Raw genomic sequence first — 25,577 nt, 5'->3', positions numbered from 1 at the left:
CGAAATGCGATTCGTCATCGGACTGCTCCGGCAAACGTGGGCCGGATTACTGGTAATGCTCGCGCTCACGCTCGTGCTCGGCATCGGCTATCCCGCGGCAGTGTGGACCGTGAGCCGGATCGACGCGAGCGCCGCCGAGGGGTCGGCGCTCGCAGACGCCAACGGTTGCGTAGTCGGTAGCCGATTGATCGGAATCGACCCGCAGGTCCCGGCCGGGGAACCCGATCCGTTCTTCCACGCGCGGGTGCTCGGCTCGGTGGCGGACCAGGACCCGTTTGCCACCGGCGACCCGGCCGCGTCGGCGGCGTCGAATCTCGGGCCGAGCAGTGAGACGCTCGCCGACTTCGTCGCGCAGCGCCGCATGGCGATCGCCGAACGCGACGGCGTCGATCCGTCCGCCGTTCCCGCGGACGCGGTCACCGGATCCGGCTCCGGGCTCGATCCGCAGATCAGTCCGGCGTACGCCGCGATCCAGGTGCCGCGGGTGGCGCGGGTCAACGGCATGGCGGAGGACCGGGTGCGGCAGTTGGTCGAAGAGCACACCTCGACCCGCACGTTGGGGTTCCTCGGGGCAGAGCGCGTCGATGTGCCCGAACTCAATCTCGCGCTCGGGCACGCCGCGCCCGAATGCGGTCACAACGTCGCTCCGCATGCTCCGCTCGGTGGATGATCTAGGTGTGAGCTTGTCGGACAAACCCAAACGGGGCGAGCTGCGGATCTACCTCGGTGCCGCACCGGGGGTCGGCAAGACCTACGCGATGCTCGGCGAGGCACATCGCCGACTCGAGCGCGGTACCGATCTGGTCGCAGCAGTCGTGGAAGCGCACGGGCGCACGAAGACCCTCGAGCTGCTCGACGGAATCGAGATGATCCCACCGCGTTTCGTGCCTTATCGCGGTACCCGGATGCCGGAGCTGGATGTGCCGTCGGTGCTGCGGCGCAGACCTACGGTGGTGCTGGTCGACGAGCTCGCGCACACCAACACCCCGGGCAGCGCGAACCCCAAGCGGTGGCAGGACGTGGAAGAGCTGCTCGCCGCGGGCATTACGGTGATCAGCACTGTCAACGTGCAGCACCTCGAGAGTCTCAACGATGTGGTGCAACAGATCACGGGGGTCGTGCAGCAGGAGACGGTGCCCGACGAGGTGGTGCGCGGCGCGGCGCAGGTGGAACTGGTGGACATCACCCCGGAAGCGCTGCGGCGCCGGCTCGCGCACGGCAATGTCTATGGCCCCGAGAAGGTCGACGCCGCGCTGAGCAACTACTTCCGGCCGGGCAACCTGACCGCGTTGCGGGAGCTGGCCTTGCTCTGGCTGGCCGATCAGGTCGACGCCGCTCTGGCAAAGTATCGCGCGGAGAAGGACATCACCGACACCTGGGAGGCCCGGGAACGGGTGGTGGTCGCCGTGACGGGCGGCGCGGAATCCGAGACGCTGCTGCGGCGCGCGAGCCGGATCGCGTCGAAATCGAGCGCGGAACTGATGGTGGTGCACGTCGTGCGCGGCGACGGACTCGCCGGGGTCTCTGCGCCGAAAATGGGCAAGGTGCGCGGGATCGCGTCCAGCCTCGGCGCGACCGTGCACAGCATCGTCGGCGATGATGTGCCCACCAGCCTGCTGGAGTTCGCCCGGGATGTGAATGCCACCCAGTTGGTGCTCGGTACTTCGCGCCGATCGCGCTGGGCCCGGATTTTCGACGAGGGCATCGGCGCGGCCACCCTGCAACAGTCGGGCAAGATCGACGTGCACATGGTCACGCACGAAGAGGCACGCACCGGATTCCGGTTCGCCTCCCTCGCACCCAAGGAGCGCCGGGTGTTCGCGTGGCTCGCGGCGATCGTCGTGCCCTTGGTCGCGTGCGCCGTGACCGCGCTGTTCCTCGACGGGATCCTGGATCTCGGCGGCGAGAGCGCGGTGTTCTTCGTGGTGGTGCTGCTCGTTGCGCTGCTCGGCGGCATCGGACCTGCGGTGTTGTCGGCGCTGATCTCCGGCGCCATGCTCAACTTCTTCTTCGTCGACCCGCGCCACAGCCTGACGATCGCCGAGCCGGACAGCTTCGTCACGGTGCTGGTGCTGCTGGCGGTGGCGGTGGCGGTGGCCGCGCTCGTCGACAGCGCGGCGAAACGCGCCGCGCAGGCGCGCCGCGCCTCGCAGGAGGCCGAGCTACTGGCATTGTTCGCCGGTTCGGTGCTGCGCGGCGCGGACCTGCCCGGGCTGTTGGAGCGGGTGCGCGAGACGTATTCGCAGCGTGCGGTGTCGATCGTCGGCCGAGCCGAGGGGGCGATAGCCTCCGTCGGCACCGACCCGCCGAGCACGCCGGCGGACGCGGACACCGCGATCGAGGTCGGTGAGGGCGACTATTTCCTGCTGCTGGGCGGCGCCGAGTTGCCTGCCCGCGACCGCCGGGTCCTGAACGCCGTCGCCAATCAGGCCGTCGGGCTGATCCGGCAGCGGCAGCTCGCCGACGAGGCGGCCTCGGCGGCGGCGCTGGCCGAGGCCGACCGGCTACGCCGTTCGCTGCTGTCGGCGGTGAGCCACGACCTGCGCACGCCACTGGCCGCGGTGAAGGCGGCCGTCTCGAGCCTGCGCAGTCACGACGTCGAATTCTCCCCCGACGACACCGCCGAACTCCTTGCCACCGTGGAGGAATCGACCGACCAGCTCACCGCGCTCGTCGGTAACCTGCTCGATACGACGCGGCTCGCGGCGGGGGTGGTCCGGCCGGAACTCCGGCGCGTTTACGTGGACGAAGCCATCCACCGGGTGCTCCTCGGCATCGGCACCGGCGCGAGCCGGCTGCGACCGTCCCTCGACCGCGTCGAAGTGGACGTCGGCGACGCCTGCGTGCTCGCCGACGCCGGCCTGCTCGAGCGGGTCTTGGCGAATCTCGTGGAGAACGCGCTGCAGTACGCACCGGCGGGCAAGGTCCGGGTGGCGGCGGCGCAGACCGGGAACCGGGTGCTCATCACCGTCGCGGACGAGGGTCCGGGCATACCGCGCGATGAGCAGGAGCAGATGTTCGACGCGTTCCAGCGCCTCGGCGACCGCGACAACAGCACCGGCGTCGGGCTCGGGCTTTCGGTGGTGCGCGGGTTCGTCGAGGCGATGGGCGGCACCGTGACAGCCACCGATACCCCCGGTGGCGGGCTGACCATCGTGGTGGAACTCGCCGCCGGCAATCCGCTCGGCCGGATCGAGGACGCACCGTGACGCGAGTGCTGGTGATCGACGACGAGCCGCAGATCCTGCGTGCGTTGCGGATCAACCTGTCCGTCCGGGGTTACGACGTGACAACCGCGGCATCCGGCGCGGGCGCTTTGCGGGCGGCCGCGGAAAAGAGCCCGGATGTGATCATTCTGGATCTCGGCCTGCCGGACATGGACGGCGTCGAGGTGCTCGCGGGACTGCGTGGCTGGTGTGCTGCACCGGTTATCGTGCTGTCCGCGCGCACCGACTCCGCCGACAAGGTGGAGGCGCTCGACGCGGGCGCCGACGACTACGTCACCAAACCGTTCGGCATGGACGAATTCCTCGCGCGGTTACGCGCCGCGGTGCGGCGCGGGTCGGTGGCCGCGGACACGGACGAGCCGGTCGTCGCGACCGAGTCGTTCACGGTGGATCTTGCCGCGAAGAAGGTCACCAAAGCAGGCACGGATGTGCACTTGACCCCGACCGAGTGGGGCATCCTCGAGATGCTCGTGCGCAACCGCGGCAAGCTCGTCGGTCGCCGGGAGTTGCTGCAGGAGGTGTGGGGCCAGGCCTATGCCAACGAGGGCCACTACCTGCGGGTGTACCTCGCGCAGCTGCGGCGGAAGCTGGAGGATGACCCGTCACACCCTAAACATCTGCTCACCGAGGCGGGGATGGGCTACCGCTTCGAAGCGTGACCAGCGCCGGATAGTTGGCGCAGGCTCCGGTCGGCGAAGCTCCCAAAAACGTTCCAGGCCAAGCGTGGTCGACCGAGCCGGTCCACCAGAGTTCCCCCTTTCGACATCAGACACGAAAAGGTGGACGGTCGCAAAGACCGAGCGCCGTCCTGACGCCCCCGAGCCCTTGGCCAACAGCCGTTGAATATCGGCTTGCCAGCCCAGAAACTCGGAGCAGGTGTGACCATCGACGCTCCGTCACGACAATGTCCGAGTACGGGGTGGCGACACCCAGCGCCATGAGGTCGGTCTTGTCGTGCTGTTCATTGCAGACCAAGATCCTTGTGCTTCCACCAGCGAAGCCTCACGACTACATCCACACTAGGAATCTCAAGTACGACTTTGCGAATGGCATCAGCAGGCGTGCCTCCGCGCCCAAGGATCAGAATGTGGGGGTCTGTTTCGCGTTCCCGGCAGGCCCTATTGATCGCATCAGTCAGGTCGGTTATCTCTTCGGTGATGATGTAATCCAGAAGTCGCGAACGAAGCGATGGATCCGCCGATATTCGACGGCGTAGATCCAGCTCTTGGTCCACGTATCGGCTTCCATGACGATGTTCGGGCGTCCGATCGAGGCCGTCTGCCGCTATGAGTTCTTGGGTGCCTACAAGGTGTATCCACTCCCAGAGTGGTGGCTGCGCCCGAAGGTCCTCGACCCCGACCGGCGCATCGGCCGCCGACCCCTCCGGCTCGTCCGCGGTTTCGATCGACGACACAAACCGAAGCCGGCCGTGGGGCGAGTCGGAGGCATGAACGACTCCCCTCGCAAGAAGATCCGGTGCCTCTATCCGGCGCCGGCCACCAAGGTGGCGATCAACTAGCGCATCGACTTCCAAGTCGCGCACTCGCTGAATTGGCGATAGGGACACGTAGTCCGCGATGTCGCGCATCAGAGCGCCCACAGCCTCGCGTGAGGCCTGGTCACGGCGGTGCCAGAGTTCCATGTAGTGCGCCGCACTGAGAGGAACCACTAGTCGGGACTCTCGAACCGCAGCCTTTAGTTCGTCGGCAGCAGCCAGCCAGTCCGGGTTACCTATTTTCAGGCCCTTCGCCATCTCGACCCACACATTCATGTCGAAATAGGCGGCTATGGGGAATGGTGCTTCGTGACAGTCCACCATTAACGGCCCATCCTCACCTTGCAGGCAAGAGTCGCGCCTCGGCCAGCCAGCCCGGGCTGGGAAATCGCGCGAGCCCGCAGTTGACTTATTTTATCGGGATCGTGATAGTCGAGGACTTCACCGGTCGCGTCGGCAGTTCATCGGCGTAGGTCGAGAGTCGGCGACATGGCGCCGGCGAGAATTACCTCGTCGCTGCTGGCCAACGTCAGACCGCGCCGAGCAGCTTGCGACACCAGCATCCGGTCGAAGGGGTCCCGGTGCGGCCACGGGAGACCGCCCGCCATGATCGCGTCCGCGGCCGTCATGTCGATCGCCGTCGCGCGGATACTCGCGAGCGTCTCGTCCCACACGGATAGCAACGCCTCACCACCGGCAAGCTTGCCCAAGCGGGTCTTGATCGCCACCTCCCATGCCGATGCCGCCGACACGAACACCTGCGTCGACGGGTCCGCCAACCGCTCACGCACATCCGGTCCGATTCGGTCGGGATCGACAACCCACCACAGCAATGCGTTTGTATCGAGCAGGACGCCGGTCGAAATCACTCGCCACCCTCCCAGCGTGCAAGATCGGCGTCATCGAGAGGCGTGTCGAAATCGGCGGGAATGGTCAACCGGCCAGCCATCTGCCCGAATCGACGTGGGATCGGCACAGCGGGAGACAGGACGGCCACGGGCTTCCCGTGACTGGTGATGGTGATCGGTTCCCCGGTCTCCGCAACCTCCGCCAGTAGCGCATTAAGCCGCGCCTTGGCCTCGGTGCTGGTAGTCGTCCTCATGTCCGCAAACGATACTCGTAATTGACCGGTCGGACCAGTCACACTAGTCCGACCTGCCTCGCCAGCCTGCGTAACGAACGACCGCGCACATCGGAAGTAACTGCGGAATTTGTTGCAAGAGCGAGGAGTTGCGTGGTGCGAACAATTGGCGGACTGGTGGTCGGTGTGCTCGGAGTCGGGATGTGGATCGGCTCGACGGCGCCCGCCGCCGCCGAACCGGTGACATTCGACGGCGCGACCACGCTGCAGGTGCCGGGAGTGATTGTCGGGCTGCCGATTACCCGTGGTGCGGCACCGTACACACCGACGATCGAGCACGGACATGGCCGGATCCACCCGGTACGACAGGGCTACGGATGGACTTACACCTGGGTCAACCTGAGCACCGGGGGCTCCGGAACCATCACCGAGCAACAGCCGACCGATGCCGCCACCACGACCGGCTCCGGCCAGGTCGTCGTCACGGCATCCGTCCGGATACCGGATCTGGGCGAGGTGATCGTCACGCCCAGCGTCGGCACGTTTTTCGTGACCCCGTAGGGCCGTCTGCTCGTCTTCGACGAGGCCCGTCAGCGCCGGGTGATCCGGGCCCGCACTCCGTCGAGCACATCGACGGCGCCGGGGCCCGCTGCACCGAGCCCGAACTCGGTGGCGAGTACCTCGCCCGCGATCAGGTCGCGATGCCTGCCGGCCCAGTCCTCATGTGCCGCATCGACTTCGAGGACTAGGCTGATTCGGTCGGACACGTCGAGGCCGGCCGACTTGCGGGCCTCCTGCAGTTCGCGGATCACATCGCGCGCCCAACCCTCGGCCTCGAGCTCCTCGGTGACGGTCGAATTCAGCACGACCAGACCGGCATTACCGGGCAGCGCGGCGGTGGACTCGGGCTCGGCCGCGACGAGCCGCTGGGTGTACTCCTCGGGCAGCAAGACGATACCTGCAGCTCGAACGACGCCCTCGGCATCCTCGGCCCAGTCACCCGCCTTGACCGCCTTGATCACGGTCTGCACGTCCTTACCGAGCCGCGGGCCCGCGGCGCGGGCGTTCACGACCAGCTCGAACTTGCCGTGCACGTCGACATTCGGGGTCAGATCGACCTTCTTGACGTTCACCTCGTCGGCGATGAGGTCGGCGAACGGTGCGAGACGGTCCGCATCGCCGGCCGCGATGGTGACCTCCGAAAGCGGCAGGCGCACCCGCAGGTTCTGCGCCTTGCGCAGGCTCAGCACCGTCGAGCACACCGTGCGGACTTCGTCCATCGTGTCGGCGAGTTCGGCGTCGGCCGGAACTTCTTCCGCGGCAGGCCAATCCGTCAAGTGGACCGACTCACCGCCGGTGACCCCGCGCCAGATCACCTCGCTGATCTGCGGCAGCAGCGGTGCCGAAAGCCGCGAGACGACCTCGAGCACGGTGTGCAGGGTGTCGATCGCGTCCTGCTCCTCCTGCCAGAAACGCTGACGCGACCGGCGCACGTACCAATTGGTCAGTGCGTCGCAGAACGACCGAAGCTCCTCGCAGGCACCGGCGATATCGTAGCTGTCGAGCGCGTCGGTCATCGAATCGCGCAGCGCCGCAAGCTTGGCCAGCACATACCGGTCCAGGACATGCGGCGAATCCGTGCGCCACGTACCCGGCTTGGCCGCGTACAGCTGCAGGAACGTCCAGGCGTTCCACAGCGGCCGCAGCGCATGGCTCACACCCTCGCGGATACCGCGCTCGGTGACAATGAGGTTGCCACCGCGCAGGATGGGCGAGCTCATCAGGAACCAGCGCATCGCGTCCGAGCCGTCCCGGTCGAACACCTCGTTGACGTCGGGGTAGTTGCCCTTCGACTTGCTCATCTTCAGGCCGTCGTCGCCGAGCACGATGCCATGCGCCACAACTCGTTTGAACGCCGGACGGTCGAAGAGCGCGGTCGCGAGCACGTGCAGGTTGTAGAACCAGCCCCGCGTCTGACCGTTGTACTCGACGATGAAATCGCCCGGAAAGTGACCCTCGGCCTCCGCAGTGCCCTCGAACCATTCCCGGTTCTCGAACGGGTAGTGCACCTGCGCGTACGGCATCGAGCCGGATTCGAACCAGCAGTCGAGCACCTCGGGCACTCGGCGCATGGTGGAGCGCCCGGTCGGGTCGTCCGGGTTGGGCCGGGTCAGCTCGTCGATCATCGGCCGGTGCAGATCCGTCGGGCGCACACCGAAATCACGCTCGAGCTCGTCGAGGCTGCCGTACACGTCGACCCGCGGATACGCCGGATCGTCGGACATCCACACCGGGATCGGGCTACCCCAGTATCGATTTCGGCTGATGTTCCAATCCCGCGCGCCCTCGAGCCACTTACCGAACTGACCGTCGCGGATATGTTCGGGGACCCAGGTGATCTCCTGGTTGAGCTCGACCATGCGGTTGCGGAACTTGGTTACCGCGACGAACCAGCTCGGCACCGCCATGTAGATCAGCGGCTGACCCGAACGCCAGCTGTGCGGGTAGGAGTGCTCGATCGTCTCGTGCCGCAACACCTTTGCGGCGGCCTTGAGGTCGCGGATGATGTTCGGGTTGGCGTCGAAGACCATCTGACCCTCGTACGGCGGCACCATCGAGGTGAACCGGCCGCCCTCGTCGAGGGGCTGTACCAGCTCGATGCCGTTGGCAGAGCAGTACTCCATGTCCTCTTCACCGAAGGCCGGCGCCATGTGCACGATGCCGGTACCGGAATCGGTGGTGACGTAGTCCGCGCCGATCACCCGGTGTGCGTTCGGATGCCCCACGAAGAAGCCGAACGGCGGGTCGTAACGCAGCCCGACCAGCGCGGCACCGTCGTACTCGCCCAACACCTCATGCCCGTCGAGCTCTTTGGCGTAGTGCCCGACCCGTTCGGCGGCGAGCAGATAGCGCTTGCCATCGCCACCTCGCACCTGCACGTAGCGCAAGTCCGGATGCACGGCGATCGCCAGGTTGGACGGCAACGTCCACGGCGTGGTGGTCCAGATCAGCGCGTTGGCGCCGTCCAGGGCGGCCAGCGGGTGGTCCGCGGGGACATGCAGCGGCATGTCGACGGTCAGCGCCGGGTCCTGCCGCATCTTGTAGGCGTCGTCGAGCCGGGTCTCCTGGTTCGACAGCGGCGTCTGCTCGTACCAGCTGTAGGGCAGCACCCGGAAGCCCTGGTAGATCAGGCCCTTGTCGTAAAGCGTCTTGAACGCCCACATCACCGACTCCATGAAGTCGATGTCGAGCGTCTTGTAGTCGTTGTCGAAGTCGACCCAGCGGGCCTGACGGGTGACGTAGTCCCGCCACTCGCCGGTGTAGCGCAGCACCGACTGCTTGCAGTACGCGTTGAACTCGGCGAGGCCCATCGCGTCGATCTGCGACTTGTCCTTGATGCCGAGCTGCTTTTCGGCTTCGAGTTCGGCGGGCAGCCCGTGGCAGTCCCAGCCGAATCTCCGGTCGACCTTGTGCCCGCGCATGGTCTGGTACCGCGGCACGAGGTCTTTGACGTAGCCGGTGAGCAGGTGGCCGTAGTGCGGCAGACCGTTGGCGAACGGCGGGCCGTCGTAGAAGACGAACTCGGTCGCGTCGCCGCGCTGCTCGATGCTCTTGCGGAAGGTGCCCGACGCCGCCCACTCGTCGAGCACCTTGGCCTCGAGTTCGGGGAACAGCGGGGCGCTGGAATCGATGCCCGCGGTCAGGTCGACGCGGGGATAGGTCTGCCCGTCGGTGTTTCGCTGATCGGCCATCGTCGCATCTCCTGTGCCAGTTGCTCGGCACGGGGACGACGGCAGTGCTGCGTGCACTGCTACCGCGGTACCACCCCGCTTGCCCAGGTCCGCACCGCGGTGCCGGGGCCACTCTCCCGCGAGCTGTGACGGGCTCTCCCGTTCGGTTCTACTGAGCGAGCGATCTCGCCGTTCTTCCGAAGGCTCCCCGGTGATGACCGGATCGACGCCGAACATTTTCGATTCTACTGGCGCTGTGCAAATCGGTTTTCCGGGTGCACCGCGCGGGCCTACCGGCGGTCACGGTGCCTTGCCGCGGCCGGACAGTGCGCTGACCAGGAGCAGCACGGCACCGAGTAGGCATACCGCAATGCTCCCCCATGCCCACGCGACCGACCCGGTCGTCAGGGCTATCACGAGCAGGCCGAAGCCGACCGCGGCCATGACCAGCGTCAGTACCAGCACAAGGCTGCGAGCTTAGTTGCTCTCGTTCACGAAGGTGGATTGGCCGTGGTTATTGGCCGTGTCGAAGGCGTCGCCGCCGTCGGCCGGCACCGCGGAGCCACGGTTCTCCAGCTCTTCGAGCTGCGACTCCAGGTAGGACTTCAGCCGCACCCGGTACTCGCGCTCGAACGTCTTGAGCCGGTCGATCCGTCCTTCCAGCACGGTGCGCTGCTGGTTGATCGTGGCCATGACCTCGGTGTGCTTGCGCTCGGATTCCGCCGCGATCGCGTCGGACTTCTCCTGCGCGTCGCGCAGCTGATTCTGCGAGCGGGTCTGCGCGTCGGTGAGCAGTGCGTCGGACTTCTGCCGTGCCTCGGCGATCATCGTCTCCGAACGCGAGCGTGCATCGCTGACCAGGCGCTCCGAGTTGGTGCGCGCATTGGTGAGCAGCTGCTCCGACTCCGCCTTCGCCTCGCCGGTGAGCCGGTCGGCCATCTCCTGAGCGAGCCCGAGCACCTTCGCGGCCTGCAGGTTCGCATCAGCGGACGGCGCCGGAGCCGCCGGCGCGGGCGCCGGTTTGGGCTGCTCCGGCTCGGGCCTCGGTTCCGGCTTGGGGGCGGGCGCGGCCTGTGTGGCCTGCTGCGGGGCGTTCTTGGCCTCGCCGAGCTCGGTGTCGAGCTCACTCACCCGCTGGCGCAGATCGGCGTTCTCCTCGATGAGGCGGGCCATCTCCTGCTCGACCATGTCGAGGAATGCGTCGACTTCGTCCTCGTTGTAGCCGCGTTTTCCGATCGGCGGTTTGCTGAACGCGACGTTGTGCACATCAGCTGGGGTCAGCGGCATGGAAGGATCCCTTCACGCATTTCGGAGCGGCAAAGCAACTGGTCGGATCGGCGCCTGGGCGTCATCGAACCTCAACACTGTAACCGTGGTGCGCAGAGTCATGCCAAACCGGCCGGTTGGGCAAGTCGGCTGACGATTTCCATCAGGATGTAAACCACGAACAGCAGGACCATGATCGACAGGTCCAGCCGGAGCCCGCCGAGCGATATCGGCGGAATGATCCGGCGCAGCAGTTTCACGGGTGGATCGGTGATGGTGAAGACGGTTTCCAGAATCACCACGACGATCCCCGTCGGGTGCCAGTCGCGGGCGAACGCACGGATGAACTCCACGATGATCCGGCCGATCAACAACAGCCAGAAAATGAAGAGTACGAAGTACAACACCGCGAACAGGACCACGTATTCACTCTGCCTGACTATCGGCGAGCGATCAAAACCAAACGACCTGCGAACGAAACGACGACGGCCGCCGGTTGCCCGGCGGCCGTTGCGCTGCTGCCTATTGCTGGTTGTAGAAACCGGTTTCGGCGATGCGCTTGCGTTCCTCCGCCGAAACGTCGATGTCGGCTGGTGAGAGCAAGAACACCTTCGTCGCCACCTTGTCGAACGACCCACGCAGGGCGAATGCCAATCCGGCGGCGAAGTCGACGAGTCGCTTCGCATCCGCGTTGCTCATGTCGACGAGGTCCATGATCACCGGAGTGCCGTCGCGAAACCGCTCGCCGATGGTGCGGGCCTCGCCGTAGTCGCGCGGGCGCAGCGTGGTGATCTTCGACAGCGGGCCGCTCTCGTCGAACAGTGGGGTGCGGCGCTCCTCGGCACGGCGCTCGATCCCTGTGTCGACGGCGAGCGCACCGTGGGTCGCCCGCCCGCCCGTGCCACGCGCCACGGGAGCAGTCGGCCGGGACGCGCGGGGCGTGATCGACTCGACCCGTGCGGGACGACGCGGCTCGTACGGATCGTCCTCGAACTCGGGGCGGCGCGCGTAAGCGGCCGACTTGTAGGCGGGCTCCGGGTAGTCGCCGGCATCGTGCTCGGCGTACTCCTCACGAACGCTCGCGCGGGCCGGACGCCGCGGCTCTTCGAGGTAGTCGTCCTCGTAGTCCTCGAACGGGACCATGCCGAAGTACGCCTTGAACTTGTGCAGGGTGCTCATTGATCGACCTTCCTCGGCGCGGCGGGCCCGATTTTCTGAACTTGGTGGACTTCCGGCGGAGACAGCGTGGGGGTGTTTCTGTTGTGACTGGAGTGGTTCCGCGTTCTAGTCCGAGATTATCGGCCGCGAGCCCATCAGGGCGGTACCGACACGCACACATGTCGATCCATGGCGCACAGCAATTTCCAGATCGTTCGACATCCCCGCGGAGAGCTCGGTGGCACCGGGATGCCCGGCAGTCAATGCCGCCCGCAGTTCCGCGAGCCGGGCGAATGCGCGTTCCGGCTCGACGTCGAGCGGCGGAATTGCCATCAGCCCCTTCAGATTCAGCTGCGCGGCGTCGGCGACCACGTCCGCGAGTTCGGCCAGGCCCGCGGCGGCCACTCCGCCGCGGCTCGGATCGTCGTCGAGGCTGACCTGAACGAAGACCTGCAGGGCGGCGGCGCGCTCACCCTCGTCGTGGGCCTCCGCGACGGCGCGTGCCAGGGTCTGTGCGAGTCGCACGCTGTCCACCGAGTGCACCGCGTACGCCCAACGGGCGACCGCGCGAGACTTGTTGCGCTGCAAGCGACCGATCAGGTGCCAGCGGACATCCTCATGCCCTGTGTCGGCGACCTTCGCGGACGCCTCCTGCTCGCGGGACTCACCGAATTCACGGCACCCGAGGTCGTAGAGAATCTGCACGTCGGCGGCGGGGAAGAACTTCGTGACCGGGAGCAGGGCGACCTCGTCGCGGCTGCGTCCCGCCGCGCGGCAGGCGGCATCCAGTCGGTGCGACAGCCGGTCCAGCGCTTCGGCCAGCTCGGACCGTCGGCTCACGGCGCTGTCCTGTTTGGACCGTCTGTCACGGCACTGGCCAATTCGGACCGTCGGTCACGGCACTGGCCAATTCGGACCGTCTGTCACGGCACCGGGGGCACGGACTGCATCCAGATCACGCTGGCCAGTCTGCCAGTGGGCGCAGCACGGCGGTGACTGAACAATGTCGCGTCCTCGATCGTGCAGCGCGGATCCATCGCGACGGCCGAGACGCCCGCCGCCAGCAACTGGCGGCGCAACCCGGCGCGCAGGTCGAGACCGGGGGTGCCCTTCGCCGTCGTGGTCGCGCTGCCGGGCAGATGGGCTTCGACGTCGGCGCGCATCTGCGCGGGTACCTCGTATTGCCGCCCGCTGGCGGCGGGACCGAGGAAAGCGCCGATCCGATCGCGGCGCGCGCCGAGCGCCACCATCGCGTCGAGAACCACTGGGACGATCCCGATCCGGGCGCCCACCCGGCCCGCATGCACCGCGCCGAGCACACCGGCCTCGTCATCGGAGAGCAGGACGGGAACACAGTCGGCCGAAAGCACCACGAGCGCCAGATCGGGTGTGCTGGTGACCAGGGCGTCGGTGGCCTCGACGGCGTGCTCGCGCGGGCCGTCCACCACTTCGACGTTGCGGCCGTGAATCTGCTCCATCCAGACCAGCCGGTCCGGGGTCAGGCCGATCTGGGTGGCCAGTCGGACTCGGTTGGCTGCGACCGCGACAGGGTCGTCGCCGACGTGATCACCGAGGTTGAAGCTGTCGTACGGGGCGACGGACACGCCGCCCGCGCGGGTGGTGACCACCCGGCGAACCTTCGTGCTGCGTGCGGGTTTACCGGTCGGCTGTCCTTGCGGCCCGGTCAACGACGCATGAAGGACGGAACATCGACGTCGTCCTCGAGATCGTCCTGCTCGACCCGCCCGCGCGAACCACCGTGCAGGCCGACCGGTGCCACTTCTTCGGCACGCGCAGGTTCGACGTCCCGGTAGCTCGGCGCGGCGTCGGCGCCATTGCCGCGCGCACCGATCTGGCCGGCCCGGCCGACGCCGATCGAGCTGCGACCCGGCGCCGCCTCCACCGGCCTGCGCGCGGGCGTGCCCGCATCGAAACCGGCGGCGATGACTGTGACCCGAACCTCGTCGCCGAGCGAGTCGTCGATCACCGTGCCGAAGATGATGTTGGCGTCGATATGGGCCGCTTCCTGCACGAGCGAGGCCGCCTCGTTGATCTCGAACAGGCCGAGGTCCGAGCCACCCGCGATCGAGAGCAGGACGCCACGGGCGCCTTCCATCGAGGCTTCGAGCAGCGGCGAATTGATCGCCGATTCAGCGGCTTTCACCGATCTACCCTCACCGCGCGACGAACCGATACCCATCAGCGCGCTGCCTGCTCCCGACATCACCGACTTCACGTCCGCGAAGTCGACGTTGATCAGGCCGGGCGTGGTGATCAGGTCGGTAATGCCCTGCACGCCGTTGAGCAGTACCTCGTCGGCCGAACGGAAAGCGTCCATCAGGCTCACCGCGGCGTCACCGAGCTGCAGCAGGCGGTCGTTCGGAATGACGATCAGTGTGTCGCACGACTCACGCAGCCCGTTGATCCCCGTTTCGGCCTGTCCGCCACGGCGCTTGCCCTCGAACGAGAACGGCCGGGTGACGACGCCGATGGTCAGCGCACCGAGTTTGCGCGCGATGCTGGCCACGACCGGAGCGCCCCCGGTGCCGGTGCCGCCGCCCTCGCCGGCGGTCACGAACACCATGTCGGCACCCTTGAGCACTTCTTCGATCTCGTCCTTGTGGTCCTCGGCGGCCTTGCGACCGACGTCGGGGTCGGCGCCTGCGCCGAGACCACGGGTGAGTTCACGCCCGACGTCGAGTTTGACGTCGGCGTCGCTCATCAGCAGCGCCTGTGCGTCGGTGTTGACCGCGATGAACTCGACTCCCTTGAGTCCCTGTTCGATCATGCGGTTCACCGCATTGACACCGCCGCCGCCGATTCCGACGACCTTGATGACGGCGAGGTAATTGTGCGGGGGCGTCATATGCTCTCGCCTTCCTTCGATCCCGGGGCTTGGGTGGGGGGCGAGTACCCGAAACCCTAAACCTAAACCACAGGGTTAGCGTTATGTCAAGTACCCGACTGCGCAGAACGCTATTCGCCGGAACGGCAAACCGGACGCAGGCGCGCCGCGACACGCGAAAAAATCGGCACTACTTCACAGTTGGCAGGTCGGGGCTGGAGATGTCGTAGGTCTGCCCGGGCTGTGTCAGCAAAGGCAAGGCGATGGCGGCCTTGCGGTCCGCGTTGTCCGCACTCCCCCACACGATCACCCGCTTGTCCAGCAAAGTGAGACGGATGTCCGAGATCGACCGCGCCGCGACATCGGAGACCTGGGTGCGCAACCCGGGCGGGATGGTAGACAGCACATCGAGCGCGGCGAGCGTGACCGGGTCGTCGGGTCCCGGGCTCGACACGGTCAGCCGGGGCACGCCGGGCGGCGGCGGTTCGATCGCGAAATCGACTGCGCCGGAGTCCATCAGGTGCGTTCCCTGCGGCGAGTCGTAAAACACCGCCGGCTCCCGCTCGTCGACGGTCACCCGCACGGTCGACGGATACTCACGTTGCACGCGCGCCTGCGCGACCTTCGGAATCTGCGCCACCCGCTGCGCGGCAGCGCCGGTATCGACCTGCAGCAGCGGCTGCCCCTGCGGCAGGTCGAGCGCGGCCAGCACCTGATCCTCGGGAACCGAAGCCAGCCCACGCACCTCGACCGTGCGCACCGATAGCAGCGGGGTGAACCAGGCGAGGGCCGCCAACGCGATCACCACGACCACGCCGACCGCCACCCACAGCCACCGTCGGCTCATCCGTTCGGTTTTCCGTACCGCGGCCGGGCGCGCAACGCGTCGAGGATCTGGCTACCGAGCATGGTCACGTCGCCCGCGCCCATCGTGATCACCACGTCACCGGGCTGGGTCAGCGCGGCCACCTGTCGACCGACCCGCGACATATCGGGCTGGTAGTGCACCGGCTTGCCGACCGACTGGGCGATCAACGCGCCGCTCACCCCTGGCAGCGGCTCCTCTCGCGCGCCGTAGACGTCGAGCACGACGACCTCGTCGGCGAGGTCGAGCGCGGCGGCGAACTCCGTCGCGAATGTCGCGGTGCGGCTGTACAGATGCGGCTGGAACACCACCACGACGCTGCCGCGCCGGGAACGGGCGCCGTCGCGTGCCTCCTGCTCGACGAGTTCGACCGCGGCGCCGAGCACGGCGCGCACCTCGGTCGGGTGGTGGGCGTAGTCGTCGAACACCCGAACCCCGTGCTCACGGCCGGTGAACTGAAAACGCCGGTGCACGCCGCCGAATACGGCGAGCCCCTCGACCGCCTCCTCCACGTCCGCGCCGACATCGCGGGCCGCGGCGATCGCGGCGATCGCATTGAGCGCCATGTGCCGTCCCGGCACCGCGAGCCGAAGCGTGCGCGGGTTCGGCTCGCCGACGACCTGGAACTGCGCGACACCGCCGACGTCGCGCGGCTCCCAACTGTGCAGCCAGACGCCCACCGGGACACCCTCGTACACCGCGGGAACCTCGCCGGACGCAGTGCTCGGCGACTCGTCGGCGCCGACATTGGGCGACTCGCCGGCGGCGACTTTGGGCGACTCGCCGGCGGCGACTTTGGGCAGCGTGCCGTAACCGACCACCCGGATGTCCCCGCGCGGGCCCGCCACGACGCGGCGGGCCAGCGCCGCCGAACCGGGATCGTCGAGGCAGGCGACCAGCGCGCCACCGGGTGCGAGCCGCGCGAGGAAGTCGTCGAATACCTGCACATAGGCCTCGGTGGTGCCGAAATGGTCGAGGTGATCGGATTCGACATTGGTCACCACCACGGTGCCCGGGTCGTATTCGAGCAGCGAACCGTCGCTCTCGTCGGCCTCGGCCACGAAGACGTCGCCGGTGCCGTGATGGGCGTTGGTCCCTGCCTCGTTGAGCTCCCCACCCACCGCGAACGACGGGTCGAAACCGCAGTGCTGCAACGTGACGACGAGCATCGAGGTGGTGGACGTCTTGCCGTGCGTGCCTGCCACGAGCACGGTGCGATAGCCGCGCATCAACGACGCAAGCACCGTTGGGCGCAGCAGCACGGGCAGCCCGCGGCGGTGCGCCTCGACGAGTTCGGGATTGGTCTTCGGGATCGCGGCGTGGGTGGTGACGACAGCCGTCGGCCCGCCGGGCAACAGGTCCAGCGCCGACGCGTCGTGCCCGACCCGTACCTGGGCGCCACGGGCACGCAGGGCGAGCACCGCGCGGCTTTCCTTCGCGTCCGACCCCGACACCGCGCCGCCGCGCGCCAGCAGAATGCGGGCGATCCCGGACATCCCGGCGCCACCGATGCCCACCATGTGGACACGCTCGAGCTGTGCGGGCAGCGCCGACATCGTCGACCCGTCCTCCGCGCCGCGGAAATGGCCGCCGTCCTGCACGGGAATCACTTGCGCGCCACCTCCAGCACGATCCGGGCGACCTCGTTCGCCGCGTCGCGGTGGCCCGCGCCGGCCGCGGCGAGCCCCATTTCACGCAACCCGTTCCGGTCGAGTATCGCGGGGATCACCCGGTCGATGACGTACTGCGGGGTGAATTGCGCGTCGGCGACGATTGTGCCACCACCCTGCGCGACCACCGGCCGCGCGTTGAGTTCCTGCTCGCCGTTGCCATGCGGCAGCGGCACATAGAACGCGGGCAGCCCGACCGCGGACACCTCGGCGACGGTCATCGCGCCGGACCGGCAGATCGCGACGTCGGCGGCGGCGTAGGCGAGGTCCATCCGGGACAGGTACGGCACCGCGACGTACGGCGCGGCACCGTTGCGCGCGGTGTCGTGCGGGACGCCCGCACGGGCGCTGTCGGGCAAATCGAGGGTGTTCTTCGGACCGTGCGCGTGCAGTACCGAGATACCTGCCGCGGCCAACTCCGCTGCCGCACCGGACACGGCGATATTGAGCGAACGCGCACCCTGCGAACCGCCGAACACCAGCAGCACCGGACCGTCCTGCGGCAGCCCGAAATGCGCACGGGCGCCGGCCCGGAACGCCGAACGGTCCAGCCCCGTGATCGACGAGCGAACCGGAATACCGACGAGCTCCGCACTCGGCGCGCGACGGGCGTGAATGCCCGAACCGGGCACCGCAGCGAGCACGCGCGTGGCCAACCGGGCCCCGACCTTGTTTGCGATGCCGGCCTTCGCGTTCGCCTCGTGCACGACGATCGGAACCCGGCGACGCCGCGACAACCCCGCGGCCAGATAGGCAGGCAGCGCGACGTAACCGCCGAACCCGACGATGACGTCCGCGCCGGATCGGTCGATCACCTCGCGGGTCCGGCGCACCGAGTCCCACACCCGCTTCGGCAGCCGAAGCAGATCCTTGCTCACTTTGCGCGGCAACGGCACCGGTGGGATCAGTTCGAGTGGGTAGCCGCGCTCGGGGACCAATGTCGTCTCCAGGCCGCGCGCAGTGCCGAGTGCGGTCACCTTCACCGACGGTTCGAGTCGGCGCAGCGCATCGGCGACCGCGAGCGCTGGTTCGATATGCCCGGCCGTGCCTCCTCCCGCGACGATCACCGACAGTCCGTCAGGCTGACTCACCTATCTACGTCCTCGCTCTTCGTGGCGTTGCCCGCGTCGCCGACCTCGGAGCGCTTGCCCGCGCTGCCGCCGACCGCGTAGTCGCCGCTTTCGGCGACGCCTTTGCCGTCGCCCGTGTGCCGGCCGGTTCGCGGACCCGCGTCGAGGCGGTCCGTTTGCGGCCGTCGAGCTCACCGCGCGCCGGGTAGCGCACCGGCGTGCGCCGCTCGGCGCGCGCCCGGGCGACCTGCGCCCGGCCGGGCGCATAGGCCTCCGGCATGGGCAACCGGAGCATCCGGCTGAACCGTCCGTCCTCGCCTGCATGCAGCGCCGCGATCGCCTCCGGTTCGTGCCTGGCGGCGCTCGCGATGATCCCGAACATCAGCAGCGTAATCGCCAGCGACGAGCCGCCGGCCGACACCAACGGCAACTGCAGACCGGTGACGGGCAGGATGCGCACCACGTAGCCGATGTTGATCAGTGCCTGGCCGACGATCCAGGTGGTTGCGGTGGCCACGAGCAGACGCAGGAACGGGTCCGCGGACCTCGACGCGATCCGCATTCCGGTGTAGACGAACAGCGCGAACAGGCCGATGACGGCGATGCAGCCGACGAATCCGAGTTCCTCGCCGATGATCGCGAAGATGAAGTCGTTGTGCGAGTTCGGCAGGTAGCTCCACTTCGCGCGACTCTGTCCGAGCCCACGGCCGAACCACCCGCCGTCGGCAAGCGAGTACATCGCCTGCCGGGACTGGTAACCGATGCCCTGCGGGTCCTCGCCGGGACTGAAGAACGCCTTCATCCGGTCCGAGCGGTATCCGGCGGTGAGGGCAAGCGCGACCGCGGCCACCACGCCGGAGACGGAGATGGTGATGAACAACTTGGTGGGCAGGCCACCGAACCACAGCAGCGCCACCAGGATGATGCCGAGTGCGATCGTGGTGGACAGATTCGGCTGCAGCACAACGAGCATGCAGACGATCAGCGCAGCGGGCACCACGGGAAACAGGATCATCTTCAGGTTCGTGCGCTGCGGGATGCGCGAGGCCAGCACGTGCGCTCCCCACAGCGCCAACGTCACCTTCGCGACCTCGGACGGCTGCACCGAGAGCGGGCCGAGCATGAACCAGCGGCGCGCACCACCGCTGACCACGCCGATGCCGGGGATGAGCACGAGTACCAGCGCGACCATGGTGACCGCGAACGCGGGGAACGCGAGCTTGCGCAGCACCCGGATCGGCACCCGCAGCGCGAGGTAGAAGAGCACCGCCCCGAGCACCGCGTACATCAGTTGCTGGGAGAACAGTGCGTAGGCCGAATCGCCGCCGGCATAGGACTCGACGCTCGACGCGGAGAGCACCATCACCAGGCCGAGCACGGTGAGCAGGGTCGCGATCGTGACGACGAGATGGAACGAGGCGAGCGGTCGTGCGAGCCAGGTGCCGATGCGGTTGTTCCCGATCACCTTCTGGCCGATCACCAGTGGGTCCCGAGATCGGCTTCGGTAAGCTCCGCGGCCGCCACGGCGAAGCTGTCACCCCGGTGACCGTAGCTGCGGAACATGTCCAGCGAGGCGGCGGCCGGCGCGAGGAGCACGGTATCGCCGGGTCGGGCGAGTCGCGCAGCGGCACGCACCGCGTTCGCCATGACGGCGTCGGGGTCCGTCACGTCCGTTGCTGGAGTCACATCTGTTACAGCAGTCACTCCTGCATCGTCCCGCGTCGGAACGAGCAGCACCGGAACCTCGGGCGCGTGTCGCGCCAAAGCTGCTGCGATCTTGGTCGCATCGACCCCGATCAAGACCGCCCCGCGCAGCCGCGACGCCACCTCGGCGACCAGGTCGTCCACCGTGGCGCCCTTGAGCTGACCGCCCGCCACCCAAACGACATGCGGGTGCGCGAGCAGCGAGGAACGCGCAGCATGCGGGTTCGTGGCCTTCGAGTCGTCCACGAAGGTGACCCCGCCGAGTTCGCGGACCGCCGATGCGCGGTGCGGGCCGACGTGATGCGCGGCCAGTCCGGCGATGATGGCCCTTGGCGGGACGAGGATCGCGCGAGCCAGCGCGGCGGCGGCGAGCGCATCCAGAATCCCCGCCGGTCCGGGCGGGCTGATCGTATCCGCCGGTCCCAGATCGGCATCCTCGGCGAACGCCCGGTCCACCAGCCGGCCATCGCGTACGCCCAGCTCCTTCGGCCCGGGTTCCCCGATGCGGAAGCCGGCGGTGTGCGGGAGTGCGGCGGCCACCGGATCGTCGAGTCCGACCACCGCGACGTTGCCGGCCAAAGCCCGCGCCTTCGCCGCGACATAGCCGGACAGCCCGCCGTGCCAGTCGAGATGGTCCTCGGCGATATTGAGCACCGCCCCGGCGTTCGGGCGCACCGACGGCGCCCAGTACAGCTGGAACGAGGACAGTTCGACCGCGAGCACCCGCACATCGGGCCGCCGCAGCGCATCGATCACCGGCAGGCCGATATTGCCGCACGCGGCGCTGCCCAGGCCTGCCGCGCGCAGGATGGTGTGCAGCATCGTCGTGGTGGTGGTTTTTCCATTGGTCCCGGTCACCACCAGCCAGCGCCGGGTCGGCCCGTACAACTCGGCATGATCCACCCGCCAGGAAAACTCGATATCGCCCCACACCGGAATGCCGCGCCGCGCGGCCTCGATCAGCAGCGGTGCTTCCGGACGAAAACCGGGGCTGGTGATCACCAGCGCGATGTCGTCCAGCCCGCCCGCCGCGAGCAACTCGGCCTCGGGTGCGCTGTCGAGCCCGAGCCCGACAGCCTCGGCGAGCGAATCCGCCCGCCCGTCGGTGACAACGATCCGGGCACCCAGGATGCGAAGCGGGTCGATGACCGCCCGGCCGGAGATCCCCCAGCCGGCCACCAGCACACGCGCGTCACGAAGTCCGTGCAGATCCTCCGCGAGCGGCACGCCTAGTCCCCGATCGCCGCGAGGTACTCGCTATAGAACAGGGCGAGCCCGATTGCGGCGGCGGTACCGGCGAGCAGCCAGAACCGGATGATCACCGTGGTTTCCGCCCAGCCGGCGAGTTCGAAGTGGTGATGGAACGGTGCCATCCGGAACACGCGGCGACGCGACGAACGGAACACCGCCACCTGGATCACCACCGAGGCGGCCTCGGCCACGAACAGCGCACCGATGACCACCATCAGCAGTTCGGTGCGGGTGGTGATGGAGAGCCCGGCGAGCATGCCGCCGAGCGCGAGTGAACCGGTGTCGCCCATGAAGATGCGGGCCGGGGCGGCGTTCCACCACAGGAACCCGACACATGCCGCGGCGCCGGCGGCGCAGATCAGCGCGAGATCGAGCGGATCGCGCACGTCGTAGCAGCCCTGGCCCGGGCTGGTCTCGCAGGAGTTGCGGTACTGCCAGAACGTGATGATCACGTACGCACCGAGCACGAAACCCATCGAGCCCGCGGCCAGACCGTCGAGCCCGTCGGTGAGGTTGACCGCGTTCGACCAGGCGCTCACCAGCAGGTAGCAGAACAGGATGAACACCAGCGAGCCCATCGACACGGTGGTGATGTCACGAACGTAGGACAGGTGCGTGCTGCCCGGGGTCAGCCCGCTGGCGCCGCGGAACTGCAGCGCGAGGACGCCGAAGATCAGCGCGACCACCAGTTGCCCAACGAGCTTGGCAGTCTTGTTCAGCCCGAGATTGCGCTGCTTGCGGATCTTGATGAAGTCGTCGAGGAAACCGACGCCGCCCAGCGCGGTGGCCAGGCCGAGCACGAGCAGGCCCGACGCGGACGGCCCGTCGGCCTGGTAGCCGATCCCGATCAGGTGCGAGCCCCAGTACCCGGCCCAGAGCCCGGTAATGATCGCGACACCGCCCATGGTGGGGGTGCCGCGCTTGGACTGATGGCTCGCCGGGCCCTCGACGCGTATCTCCTGACCGAAGCCCTGCCGGGAGAACACCCGAATCAGCAGCGGCGTCAGCAGGATCGACACGGCCAGGGCGATCCCCGCCGCGAACAGGATCTGTCTCAATTCCCTGCCTCCGTCATGTCACCGAGCGGATGCTCGGCGCTGTCATCCAGGAGATGCTCGGCGACGGTCCACAGCCCGATCGCCTGCGACGCCTTCACCAGCACGAGATCACCGGGCGCAAGTTCGGCATCGAGCAACTCCATCGCGGCACGCGCGTCCGGGACGAGCACCGCTTCGTCGCCCCACGACCCTTCCATCACCGCGCCCTGATACATCCCGCGGGACGGGCGTCCGGTGCCGACCACGATGAGTTTGCCGACGTCGAGGCGGACCGCGAACCGGCCGATCGCATCGTGCTCCACCACCGAGTCGTCGCCGAGCTCGCCCATCTCGCCGAGCACCGCGAAACTGCGCCGCCGCTGCGGCGTCGAACGAGCCATGGAGACGAGTGCCTTGAGCCCCGCCCGCATCGAATCCGGGTTCGCGTTGTACGAATCGTTGATCACCGTGACGCCGTCGCCGCGGGTCCGCACGTCCATCCGCCGCGCCGATGCCGCCCGCGCCCCGCCGAGCGCGGCGGCGACACCGTCGAGATCGAGCCCGCATTCCAGCGCGACGGCCGCGGCGGCCAGCGCGTTGCCGACCTGGTGCTCGCCGTGCACCGCGAGCTCGACCGGCACCCGCCCGGCCGCGCAGTCGAGCACGAACCGCGCCCGGGCCTGGTCATCGAGCACGACATCGGTGGCCCGCACGTCCGCACCCGGCGTCTGGCCGACCATCACGACTCTGGCCGTGGTCCGCGCAGCCATGGCGGCCACCAGCGAATCGTCGGAGTTGAGGATCGCGACGCCACCGTCGGCCGCCGACGGCAACGCCTCCACGAGCTCACCCTTCGTCTGGGCGATCGCCTCCCGCGAACCGAACTCGCCCAAGTGCGCGGTACCGACGTTGAGCACCACACCGATGCGAGGGGGCGCGATGGCGGCCAGCGCGGCGATATGCCCGACTCCGCGCGCGGACATCTCGAGCACGAGGTGACGGGTCTGGGCGTCGGCACGAAGCGCCGTCCACGGATGGCCGAGTTCGTTGTTGAACGAGCCCGGCGGCGCCACAACCGGGCCGAGCGGACGCAGCACGGCGGCGAGCAGATCCTTCGTCGACGTCTTGCCCGACGAGCCGGTCACGCCCACTACGGTCAGGCCGGTCCGGGCACGCAGGTCGTCGACCACGAACCGGGCCAGTTTCGCCAGCGCGGCCAGCACTGCTGCGCCGGAACCGTCGGAGTCGTGTTCCAAGGCCATGGCCACACCGGCCGAGGGCGTGGCGTCGGTCGGGATCGGCGGCACGACGATGGCCGGGACATCGACCGGGCGCGCGGCGAGGGCGGCGACCGCGCCTGCCGCTGCGGCGGATCCGGCGTGCTCGTGCCCGTCGACCCTGGCGCCGGGCAGCGCGAGAAACAGATCACCGGCGGCGATCTTGCGCGAATCGAACTCGACGGAGCCGGTCACGACCGCGTCCGGGTCGGCCGCATCGTGCAACGTTCCGCCGACGATCTCGGCGATCCGCGCCAACGACAGTGCAATCACGCGCCGGTCGCCTCCCCCGCGTGCTCGATGGCGCTCGCGAGCACCTCGCGATCATCGAACGGGTACTTCACGCCCTGAATCTCCTGACCTGTTTCGTGTCCCTTGCCGGCCACCAACACCACGTCACCGGCGCCGGCCCAGTCGACCGCCGCCGCGATCGCCGCGGCGCGATCGCCGATCTCGCGCACCTCGCCGCGCTCGTCCTCGGCAACCGCGGTGGCGCCGGCCAGCATCGCCGACCGAATCGCCGCCGGGTCCTCCGTGCGCGGATTGTCATCGGTGATCACGAGGAGATCGGCGAACCGGGCCCCAACCTCGCCCATCATGGGTCGCTTGCCGACGTCGCGGTCACCGCCGGCGCCGACCACGAGCGCGATTCTGCCCGCCGACTGGGCGCGAAGCGTGGAAATAACCGCCGACAGCGCGGCCGGCTTGTGCGCGTAATCGACGACCGCGAGAAACTCCTGCCCGCGATCGACCCGTTCCACCCGGCCCGGCACGTCCACCTCGGCAAGCGAACGGGCAGCCGCGACCGGATCGACGCCCGCCGCGGCGCAGGTGGCGACCGCGAGCAGCGCGTTGGCGACGTTGTAGCGCCCGGGCAGGCGCAATCGCGCGGGAATCCCCTGCCACGGACTCGGTCCGACGATCCGGAACTCCTGGCCCCCCGTCGGCAGCACATGCTCCGCCGTCGCGGTCCAATCCGCCGGCCCGGACGTGGCCACCGTACTGAGGGCACCAGCCGCCTTTTCCGCCATCCGCCGGCCCCACTCGTCATCGATGCACACCACGGCGCGATCGGCGTGTACCGAGGAATCGGGCGCGAACAATCTGGCCTTGGCCGCGAAGTAATCCTCGAAGGTGGGATGGAAGTCGAGATGGTCCTGCGACAGGTTGGTGAACGCGGCAACATCGAAGCGGGTGCCGTCCACTCGCCCGAGTGCGAGCGCGTGGCTCGACACCTCCATCACCACGCAGTCGGTGCCCTGCTCGAGCATCGCGGCGAACAGCGCATGCAATTGCGGTGCCTCCGGGGTGGTCAGCGCGCTCGGTACTCGCCGGCCCTGCACCCGGGTCTCGATGGTGCCGATCAGGCCCGGCTCCCGACCGGTGGCGCGCAACGCGGCCTCGATCAGGTAGCTGGTGGTGGTCTTACCGGATGTGCCGGTGACGCCGATGACCAACATCTGCTCGGACGGTCGCCCGTAGATGGTTGCGGCGACCTCGCCGAGGACGCTGCGCGGGGACGGGTGCACCAGCACCGGCACCGAGTCGAGGCCGGCCTCGTCGAGCATCTGCTGCCCGGCCTCATCGGTCAGCACCGCCGCGGCGCCACGTTCGAGTGCCTGGGCCGCGAAGCCCGCGCCATGCGATTTCGACCCGGGCAGCGCGGCAAACAGATCACCCGGCAACAGCGCGGACGACCGGTGTTCGACGCCGGTGACCGTCGCGTCGGCCGAATCGCCCGGCCCGTGGATCACCGTTGCGTCGATGAAGCTTGCCAGCGCCGAAACCGAAGTCGACGGTGGCGCGCTGGGACGGAGCGCGGTCTGTGGACCGACTTGCGCGGGCACCGTGCTCCTTCCGTTTCTTTCGAACGCATCCGGTCACCGCTGCGCCTGCAGGC

Annotated in this window: 23 protein-coding genes; 4 read left to right on the top strand and 19 right to left on the bottom strand. The window is 68.3% G+C overall.

Annotated elements, in window-relative coordinates:
* Positions 1 to 4 precede the first annotated feature (4 nt).
* Genes OG921_RS22795 through OG921_RS22785 form a run of 3 tightly spaced genes read left to right on the top strand, consistent with a single transcriptional unit; the run spans position 5 to position 3,886 of the window.
* The gene (locus tag OG921_RS22795) at positions 5 to 670 is read left to right on the top strand and encodes a potassium-transporting ATPase subunit C (protein WP_266114817.1); all 666 of its coding nucleotides are present in this window, start codon (positions 5 to 7) and stop codon (positions 668 to 670) included.
* Positions 651 to 3,209: a sensor histidine kinase KdpD gene (locus tag OG921_RS22790; protein WP_266114816.1), complete on the top strand. Its 2,559-nt coding sequence runs from the start codon at positions 651 to 653 to the stop codon at positions 3,207 to 3,209. The genes OG921_RS22795 and OG921_RS22790 overlap by 20 nt, the downstream gene beginning before the upstream one ends.
* A complete protein-coding gene (locus OG921_RS22785) occupies positions 3,206 to 3,886 on the top strand; it encodes a response regulator (protein ID WP_266114815.1) in 681 nt (226 codons plus the stop codon). The genes OG921_RS22790 and OG921_RS22785 overlap by 4 nt, the downstream gene beginning before the upstream one ends.
* A 302-nt stretch (positions 3,887 to 4,188) precedes the next feature.
* On the opposite strand, the gene OG921_RS22780 is transcribed toward OG921_RS22785, so the two are convergent.
* The 3 genes from OG921_RS22780 to OG921_RS22770 all read right to left on the bottom strand — a co-directional run bounded on the left by OG921_RS22780 (position 4,189) and on the right by OG921_RS22770 (position 5,824).
* Positions 4,189 to 5,046, bottom strand: coding sequence for a hypothetical protein (locus OG921_RS22780; RefSeq protein WP_266114814.1), 858 nt, complete (start codon positions 5,044 to 5,046; stop codon positions 4,189 to 4,191).
* Between the two features lie 137 nt (positions 5,047 to 5,183).
* On the bottom strand, positions 5,184 to 5,591 hold the full coding sequence (locus OG921_RS22775; RefSeq protein WP_266114813.1) for a type II toxin-antitoxin system VapC family toxin: 408 nt from the start codon (positions 5,589 to 5,591) through the stop codon (positions 5,184 to 5,186).
* Complete coding sequence (locus tag OG921_RS22770) at positions 5,588 to 5,824, bottom strand: type II toxin-antitoxin system Phd/YefM family antitoxin (RefSeq protein WP_266114812.1); 237 nt, start codon at positions 5,822 to 5,824, stop codon at positions 5,588 to 5,590. The genes OG921_RS22775 and OG921_RS22770 overlap by 4 nt, the downstream gene beginning before the upstream one ends.
* Before the next feature lie 132 nt (positions 5,825 to 5,956).
* Here OG921_RS22770 and OG921_RS22765 point away from each other — a divergent pair, with 132 nt between their 5' ends.
* Positions 5,957 to 6,364: a hypothetical protein gene (locus OG921_RS22765; RefSeq protein WP_266114811.1), complete on the top strand. Its 408-nt coding sequence runs from the start codon at positions 5,957 to 5,959 to the stop codon at positions 6,362 to 6,364.
* Between the two features lie 29 nt (positions 6,365 to 6,393).
* Here OG921_RS22765 and ileS read toward each other — a convergent pair whose 3' ends face one another.
* The 16 genes from ileS to OG921_RS22685 all read right to left on the bottom strand — a co-directional run bounded on the left by ileS (position 6,394) and on the right by OG921_RS22685 (position 25,524).
* Positions 6,394 to 9,555 (bottom strand): isoleucine--tRNA ligase, encoded by a 3,162-nt coding sequence (ileS, locus tag OG921_RS22760; RefSeq protein WP_266114810.1) that lies wholly within the window; start codon positions 9,553 to 9,555, stop codon positions 6,394 to 6,396.
* A gap of 279 nt (positions 9,556 to 9,834) precedes the next feature.
* On the bottom strand, positions 9,835 to 9,999 hold the full coding sequence (locus OG921_RS22755) for a hypothetical protein (RefSeq protein ID WP_266114809.1): 165 nt from the start codon (positions 9,997 to 9,999) through the stop codon (positions 9,835 to 9,837).
* A gap of 12 nt (positions 10,000 to 10,011) precedes the next feature.
* On the bottom strand, positions 10,012 to 10,821 hold the full coding sequence (locus OG921_RS22750) for a DivIVA domain-containing protein (RefSeq protein WP_266114808.1): 810 nt from the start codon (positions 10,819 to 10,821) through the stop codon (positions 10,012 to 10,014).
* A gap of 98 nt (positions 10,822 to 10,919) precedes the next feature.
* The gene (locus OG921_RS22745; protein WP_266114807.1) at positions 10,920 to 11,222 is read right to left on the bottom strand and encodes a YggT family protein; all 303 of its coding nucleotides are present in this window, start codon (positions 11,220 to 11,222) and stop codon (positions 10,920 to 10,922) included.
* A gap of 100 nt (positions 11,223 to 11,322) precedes the next feature.
* Positions 11,323 to 11,979 carry a cell division protein SepF gene (locus OG921_RS22740; RefSeq protein ID WP_266114806.1) on the bottom strand — a complete coding sequence of 219 codons (657 nt, stop codon included), beginning with the start codon at positions 11,977 to 11,979 and terminating at the stop codon, positions 11,323 to 11,325.
* A 105-nt stretch (positions 11,980 to 12,084) separates the two neighbouring features.
* Positions 12,085 to 12,798: a YggS family pyridoxal phosphate-dependent enzyme gene (locus OG921_RS22735; protein ID WP_266114805.1), complete on the bottom strand. Its 714-nt coding sequence runs from the start codon at positions 12,796 to 12,798 to the stop codon at positions 12,085 to 12,087.
* Positions 12,799 to 12,881: 83 nt separating this feature from the next.
* Entirely contained in the window at positions 12,882 to 13,586 is a 705-nt protein-coding gene (gene pgeF, locus OG921_RS22730) for a peptidoglycan editing factor PgeF (protein WP_266114804.1), read from the bottom strand.
* 56 nt (positions 13,587 to 13,642) lie between these two features.
* Positions 13,643 to 14,824: a cell division protein FtsZ gene (ftsZ, locus tag OG921_RS22725; protein WP_266114803.1), complete on the bottom strand. Its 1,182-nt coding sequence runs from the start codon at positions 14,822 to 14,824 to the stop codon at positions 13,643 to 13,645.
* Between the two features lie 169 nt (positions 14,825 to 14,993).
* Positions 14,994 to 15,650: a cell division protein FtsQ/DivIB gene (locus OG921_RS22720; protein WP_266114802.1), complete on the bottom strand. Its 657-nt coding sequence runs from the start codon at positions 15,648 to 15,650 to the stop codon at positions 14,994 to 14,996.
* Complete coding sequence (gene murC / locus OG921_RS22715) at positions 15,647 to 17,224, bottom strand: UDP-N-acetylmuramate--L-alanine ligase (protein WP_266114894.1); 1,578 nt, start codon at positions 17,222 to 17,224, stop codon at positions 15,647 to 15,649. Before murC ends, OG921_RS22720 begins: the two co-directional genes overlap by 4 nt.
* Positions 17,225 to 17,274: 50 nt before the next feature.
* Entirely contained in the window at positions 17,275 to 18,429 is a 1,155-nt protein-coding gene (gene murG, locus OG921_RS22710) for an undecaprenyldiphospho-muramoylpentapeptide beta-N-acetylglucosaminyltransferase (RefSeq protein WP_266114801.1), read from the bottom strand.
* 4 nt (positions 18,430 to 18,433) lie between these two features.
* A complete protein-coding gene (ftsW, locus tag OG921_RS22705; RefSeq protein ID WP_266114800.1) occupies positions 18,434 to 19,888 on the bottom strand; it encodes a putative lipid II flippase FtsW in 1,455 nt (484 codons plus the stop codon).
* A complete protein-coding gene (gene murD, locus OG921_RS22700) occupies positions 19,885 to 21,339 on the bottom strand; it encodes a UDP-N-acetylmuramoyl-L-alanine--D-glutamate ligase (RefSeq protein ID WP_266114799.1) in 1,455 nt (484 codons plus the stop codon). Before murD ends, ftsW begins: the two co-directional genes overlap by 4 nt.
* 2 nt (positions 21,340 to 21,341) lie before the next feature.
* Complete coding sequence (gene mraY, locus OG921_RS22695) at positions 21,342 to 22,421, bottom strand: phospho-N-acetylmuramoyl-pentapeptide-transferase (RefSeq protein ID WP_266114798.1); 1,080 nt, start codon at positions 22,419 to 22,421, stop codon at positions 21,342 to 21,344.
* Entirely contained in the window at positions 22,418 to 23,950 is a 1,533-nt protein-coding gene (gene murF / locus OG921_RS22690) for a UDP-N-acetylmuramoyl-tripeptide--D-alanyl-D-alanine ligase (protein WP_266114797.1), read from the bottom strand. The genes mraY and murF overlap by 4 nt, the downstream gene beginning before the upstream one ends.
* Complete coding sequence (locus OG921_RS22685; protein WP_266114796.1) at positions 23,947 to 25,524, bottom strand: UDP-N-acetylmuramoyl-L-alanyl-D-glutamate--2,6-diaminopimelate ligase; 1,578 nt, start codon at positions 25,522 to 25,524, stop codon at positions 23,947 to 23,949. The genes murF and OG921_RS22685 overlap by 4 nt, the downstream gene beginning before the upstream one ends.
* Positions 25,525 to 25,577 lie beyond the last annotated feature (53 nt).

Source organism: Aldersonia sp. NBC_00410, from assembly GCF_026342035.1.
Lineage (GTDB): Bacteria > Actinomycetota > Actinomycetes > Mycobacteriales > Mycobacteriaceae > Aldersonia.
This window is presented reverse-complemented; position numbering and strand designations above follow the sequence as displayed.